Origin of the sequence: Polaribacter sp., from assembly GCF_039939415.1 — a bacterium.
Classification (GTDB): Bacteria; Bacteroidota; Bacteroidia; order Flavobacteriales; family Flavobacteriaceae; genus Polaribacter.
Genome location: NZ_JBDVJE010000049.1, coordinates 1 through 6,131 on the forward strand (window position 1 = coordinate 1; position 6,131 = coordinate 6,131).

Genomic DNA, 6,131 nt, shown 5'->3' on the forward strand with positions numbered 1-6,131 from the left:
CAAATTGTATTTTCATTATCGTTAAAAATACTATTTACAAAGAAAGAAGTATCTTTATTTTGAATCTTTATTTTTTTTACTAAATATTTTGATTTTAAATCTAAATTAGAGTTGTACAAACCCTTTTTTGTACCAATCCAATAGATATTATCTACTTTAATTATTTCAGTAATTTCTATATCTTTAAAAAAACTAAAATCTTCTAAATTAGAAATATTTGAGGTTAATATGGATGCTTCTGATTGATAACTAACTTTTTTCAATCCATTATTAGTTCCTAAAATTATAGAAGAATTCAATCCAAAAGAAAAAGTATTGATTTTAATATTTTTTACCTTTTCTTCAAGAATATTATCAGACACTTCAAAAATAGCCTTACCAATATCTTTTAACTCACACCTTATCAATTCTTTAGATGAAGAAACCCAAACAAAACCATCATTTTCAGAATCAATTTTATTGACATCAATATTATATTTAAGCGGCACTGTAAAAAAACGTTCTAACCAAGGAACATATATATTTACACCTACTTTTGTACCTATCCAAAGAATTCCGTTTTCATCATTAAACAATGATGTAATATTATTGCTTGAAATTGCACCTATACTTTCAGACTGCGTAGTAAAAGTTTTAAATTCATAACCATCATATCGAATTAATCCATTAGGAGTTGCGTACCATAAAAAACCATATTTATCTTGTTCTATGGCATTTACAGTATTTTGATTGAACCCTTCTTTATTAGAAATTCTTTCAAAATTTTGAGAATAAATTTGTTGAGTAAAAAATAAAATTACAAAACCAATAAAAAATACAACCCTGCGCATATTAATTCTTAAATTAACCCTAAATATATAGACTATACTTTATTTTTCAATAAATTCTTGTAGTTTTTTTATCATAGAACTACTACCACAATAAAAAGGAGCTCGTTGATGAATATTAGTAGGAGAAATGTCTAAAATATTTTTTTTACCATTTGTAGCGATACCATTTGCCTGTTCAGTTAAAAAAGCGATTGGATTACATTCATAAAGCAATCTTAATTTTCCTTCTTTGTTAACTGTACTATTTGGATATAAATAAATACCTCCTTTTATCATATTTCTATGAAAATCTGAAACTAAAGATCCAATATATCTATGTGAATATGGCCTATCTTCTTCAACTTTTTGACAGTATTTTATATACTTTTTAACGGGTCTTGGAAAGTGGCTATAATTTCCTTCATTTACAGAATAAATATTTCCTTTTGATGGAAATTTCATATCTGGATGAGAAAGATAAAAAGAACCAATTGCTGGATTTAACGTAAAACCATTTACACCATCTCCTGTTGTATACACCAACATTGTAGAAGTACCATAAACAATATAACCAGCTGCAACTTGCTCTCTACCCGGTTGTAAAAAATCTTTTTCTTCTACAGGTGTTCCTACTGGTGTAATTCTTCTAAAAATAGAAAAAATTGTTCCTACTGAAACGTTTACATCTATGTTAGATGACCCATCTAAAGGATCCATTAAAACTACATATTTACCATTAGATTTTTTATCTAATCCTTCTATAGTTAAAAAATCATCATTTTCTTCAGATACAATTCCACAAACAATATTTCTATTTTTTAAAGATTGAATAAATGTTTTATTTGCAAATACATCTAATTTTTGTTGATGTTCTCCCTGCACATTTACATCGCCAGAATTTCCAAAAAGATCTACTAAACCTGCTTTATTTACTTCATGATTTACAACTTTTGAAGCTAAACGTAAAGCATTTAAAAGACTAGATAATTCTCCACTAGAATAAGGGAAGGAAGATTGATTTTTAATAATAAATTCACCTAAAGTACTTTTTTGATTACTCATAGATTTCTAATTTAATCGTTTTTTAAAATTATAAATAAGATACATCAAGAGTTGAATACTCTAAGTGAATATTACTTTTACTTAATATGATTTACTACATTGCTGCCCTGTAAAGCTCAATAGTGTCTTTAATAGTCACATCTCTAGGATTACCTCCAGTACAAACATCTGCTATAGCATTTTTAGCCATTTCTTCAAAGTCATCTTCTTTTACTCCTAACTCTCTTAATCCAGAAGGAATTCCAACAGATTTAGATAGTTTTTTAATGGCCTCAATAGCAGCATTAGCACCCTGTTCATCATTCATATCTAAAACACCAACACCCATTGCACGTGCTACTCTTTTTAATTTATACGTACAAGATGGAATATTAAATTTTTCAACATGTGGTAAAAGAATTGCATTTGCAACACCATGTGGTAAATCATACATACCACCAAGTTGATGCGCCATAGAATGTACAAAACCTAATCCAGCATTAGAAAATGCTTGACCCGCGATAAATTGCCCCCAAGCCATTTGGCTTCTAGCTTCAATATTTGAACCATTATGAACAGCTTCTTCTAAACTTCTAGAAATTAACTTTATAGCTTCTAAGGCTAAAGCATCAGACCACCCAAAAGCTCCTTTTGTAACGTATGTTTCTATTGCATGAGTTAGCGCATCCATTCCTGTAGCTGCTGTTAAATCTGCAGGTTTTCCTAACATTAATTCAGGGTCATTTACAGCAATGGAAACTAAACAATTTTTGTCTACCATAACCATCTTTACATGTCTTTCAACATCTGTAATTACATAATTTATAGTTACCTCACTAGCTGTTCCTGCAGTTGTATTTATAGCTATAATTGGTAATGATACTTTCTTCGATTTATGAATCCCTTCGTAATCTTTAATATCACCTCCATTAGTAGCTAAAACTCCAATAGCTTTTCCACAATCTTGTGGAGACCCACCTCCTAATGTTAAAATAAAATCAGCATCATTTTCTTTTAATTTTCTCAATCCATTATTCACGTTTTTTACTGTTGGATTTGGTTGAACATTGTCAAAAAGAACTACTTCAATCCCTGCTTTTTCTAAAACGTCAATAACTTTTTTAGCAACTCCAATTTTCACCAATATTTTATCGGTTACAAAAAGTGCTTTTTTATAAGTTAGTTCTTTTAATTCTTCTCCTAAATCATTTAATGCTCCTGGACCAATTAAACTTAATGGAGGTAAATAAATTCTTCTACTTTGTAACATAACTCTAGATTTAATTATTTTTATAATTCTATTATATATATGATTTCATCATTAATGCAGCACCTAGTGCGCTTTCGTTTTTACAGTCAGAAATTTTTATTACAATATCATTTTTTAATAATTTTAAAAATGATATAAATATTAGATTTTTATTAAATCCTCCAGAAATATAAATTTCTTTGATCGCAGCATTTTTATCAGAAATTAGTTTAATCCCATTGATTACTTTTTTACTAATTTCAAAAACTAACTGGTAATACGCAGTTTCGTAATTTGCATAGTATTTTAATAAATTTGGATGTGCTTCAAAATCTTCATCAATTCCTTCGGATAAAAACACGCGTGAATTTTCATGAATTAATTCTTGACACAACTTTTTATTTAACTGAAGGTGAAGATGTTTATCAATATCAACTTTAAAATGGTTGCTTAAAGCTGTTAAATAAACTTCATGAATTTTTCCTAAAAATTGCATTGAAGATTTTATTTGCTGCTTTTCTGGAGTCATAAAACACAAACAATTATTTTTTAACTGATGTTGTGTTAATGTTTCTTTACTAAAAGGGTTCATTGCTATTATCCAAGTTCCTGTAGATAATAATATAAATTCTTTATTTTTTTCTTTTTCTAACAAAGGAATAATAGATGAAGAACTATCATGTAAACCTGTTCCTATTGCTATTTCTTGACCATTAAAATTTGTTAAAATTGCTTCTTTACCATTTTGAGGTGTTGGTAAGTTTAATTTATAATCAGCAACCCATTGATGGTATTGCATGTTATCAAAATCCCAAGTGGCAGTATGAGCACCAACAGAAGTAAAATCTGCTGTTATTTGTTTTGTAAAAAGATAACTTAAATATTGTGGGTAATGCAAAATAGCAGCTACCTTGTTCCAAAATTCTGGTTTTTCTTTTTGTAATTTTAATATTTGAAGCCCCGTATTTAACATTCCATATGCAGGAGAAGCTGTTTTTCTTGAAAACTCTTCTTTTCCTCCATAAGATTCATAAGGTTCTTTGTATTCTTCTATGTTTAATGGTTTTAAGTAATTATATAGAGGTGTAATTCTTTCTCCATTCTTATCTAAATAAATTAGACTAGCTCCATGAGTTGAGAAATTAATTGCTTTTATACAATACACTCCTTCTTTTTGTATTCTTTTTATTTCACTCAGAATCCAATTTTCTATTGACTCAATATCATCACATGGATAATTATCTTCATCTAAAACTTCATCAAATCTAGTTGCATTTCTGTATACTACATCAAAATCAGCATCAAACAAGAGTATTTTTTTATTTGTTTTCCCAATATCTATTACAGCAATTACATTTACCATCACAGTTTAAAATTAAAAAAGGGTTTTGGTTTTATAGCTCCAAAAACCCTTTTATGTTATTCTAATTATTCTTTAAATCCATATAAAGGCCCATAATTTTTACAAGCTCTATAATCTGCACCTTCTAAACCTTCTCCAAAAGCAGACCATGCACTTGGTCTAAACACATCACTTTCTGCTACATTATGCATATTTACAGGAATACGTAACATGGCAGCTAAAGAAATTAAATCTGCACCAATATGTCCATGAGATATTGCTCCATGATTTGCTCCCCACTTTGCCATTACTGTATACACATCTTTAAAGAAACCTGTTCCTGTTGTTCTTGGCACAAACCAAGTTGTTGGCCAAGTTGGATTTGTTCTTTCATCTAAAATTTCATGAACATCATCTGGTAACTCAACACTCCAACCTTCTACAATTTGTAAAACAGGTCCAATCCCTTTTACAAGGTTAATTCTACACATTGTTAATGGAATAGTTCCTTTTGTTTTAAATTGTGATGAAAAACCACCTCCTCTAAAATACTCAGCAATTGCTGCTGGCCATTTTGTATTGTCTAAACATTTTTGAACTTCTTCTTCTGTAATTTCCCAGAATGGTTTCATTGTAGGATTTCCTTCTGCGTCTGTTTGCTGTGCAGTTGCATCTAGTGTTGTAGAACCAGAATTGATTAAGTGAATAATTCCATTTTCTGCAATTCCTGTTAATTTTTTACCTGTTACTCTTTCTACAGACTCAGGACTCCAATATGTACGTACATCTGAAAATAACTGTGCTTTGTTAGTTAATAAGTGTCCAAACAACATAGAAATTGCATTTAAACAATCGTTTTCAGTTGCAAAAGTATATGCTTGTCTAATTCCATTCCAATCAAATGAAGAATTTAAAATAGACTCTGTATAATCTGCATTGGGTTGGTAATCTGTCCACTGACGTTGCCCTTGGAAACCTCCCATAATAGCATTTCTACCTTTAGACTCTTCACCAAATCCCATTTCTTTTAACTTAGGATTTCCGTTCATTAAATCTTTACAGATTAAAGTCATTTTTACAACTTTTTCCCACTCAGCATCTTTTACTGCTGCCGATTTTTGTGCTTCAGGACTATTGTAATCTTTTCCTTCTTTACAGTTTTCTTTGGTCCAAGCTAATGCTTTTGCATATTCTTCTTGGTCAAAAATGCCTTCATCTATACGTCTTAAAATCTCTACAGATTCTACAAATTCTGCTCTAACGCCTAAGTAATCTTGTAAGAAATTTACATCTACCATAGAACCTGCAATTCCCATAGAACTATATCCTATTGATAAATAAGATTTACCATTCATTTGAGCAACTGCTAAACCTCCTTTTACAAAACGAAGAATTTTTTCTGATACATCTTGAGGTATCGTTTGATCACCACCATCTTGCACTTCTTTCCCATAGATTCCAAAAGCTGGCAATCCTTTTTGAGAATATCCTGCTAAGGCAGCTGCTAAATATACAGCACCAGGTCTTTCTGTTCCGTTAAATCCCCAAACTGCTTTAGGAGTTAATGGATTTGTATCCATCACTTCTGTACCATAACACCAACAAGGAGTTACTGTTAATGATACTTCTACACCTTCTCTTTTAAATTTATCTGCACAAGCTGCAGCATCTGCAACACCACCAATAGTGG

The 6,131-nt window shown here is 30.1% G+C and carries 5 protein-coding genes; all 5 read right to left on the minus strand.

The window, feature by feature from the left end; translation table 11 throughout:
- On the minus strand, positions 1 to 830 hold an 830-nt coding region (locus tag ABJG40_RS08320), incomplete at its 3' end, for a two-component regulator propeller domain-containing protein (protein ID WP_348024125.1).
- Positions 831 to 869: 39 nt separating this feature from the next.
- A complete protein-coding gene (fbp, locus tag ABJG40_RS08325; RefSeq protein WP_348024126.1) occupies positions 870 to 1,871 on the minus strand; it encodes a class 1 fructose-bisphosphatase in 1,002 nt (333 codons plus the stop codon).
- A gap of 94 nt (positions 1,872 to 1,965) precedes the next feature.
- Complete coding sequence (locus ABJG40_RS08330; RefSeq protein ID WP_348024127.1) at positions 1,966 to 3,120, minus strand: iron-containing alcohol dehydrogenase; 1,155 nt, start codon at positions 3,118 to 3,120, stop codon at positions 1,966 to 1,968.
- Positions 3,121 to 3,151: 31 nt separating this feature from the next.
- Positions 3,152 to 4,462 carry an FGGY family carbohydrate kinase gene (locus ABJG40_RS08335; protein WP_348024128.1) on the minus strand — a complete coding sequence of 437 codons (1,311 nt, stop codon included), beginning with the start codon at positions 4,460 to 4,462 and terminating at the stop codon, positions 3,152 to 3,154.
- 65 nt (positions 4,463 to 4,527) lie between these two features.
- Positions 4,528 to 6,131 (minus strand): L-fucose isomerase (locus tag ABJG40_RS08340; protein ID WP_348024129.1); only part of this gene is annotated, 1,604 nt, incomplete at its 5' end.

Excerpts from the sequence above, each read along its gene's own strand:
- ABJG40_RS08330 (WP_348024127.1), bottom strand. The coding sequence starts at position 3,120 with ATGTTACAAAGTAGAAGAATTTATTTACCTCCATTAAGTTTAATTGGT.
- fbp (WP_348024126.1), bottom strand. The coding sequence starts at position 1,871 with ATGAGTAATCAAAAAAGTACTTTAGGTGAATTTATTATTAAAAATCAA.
- ABJG40_RS08335 (WP_348024128.1), bottom strand. The coding sequence starts at position 4,462 with ATGGTAAATGTAATTGCTGTAATAGATATTGGGAAAACAAATAAAAAA.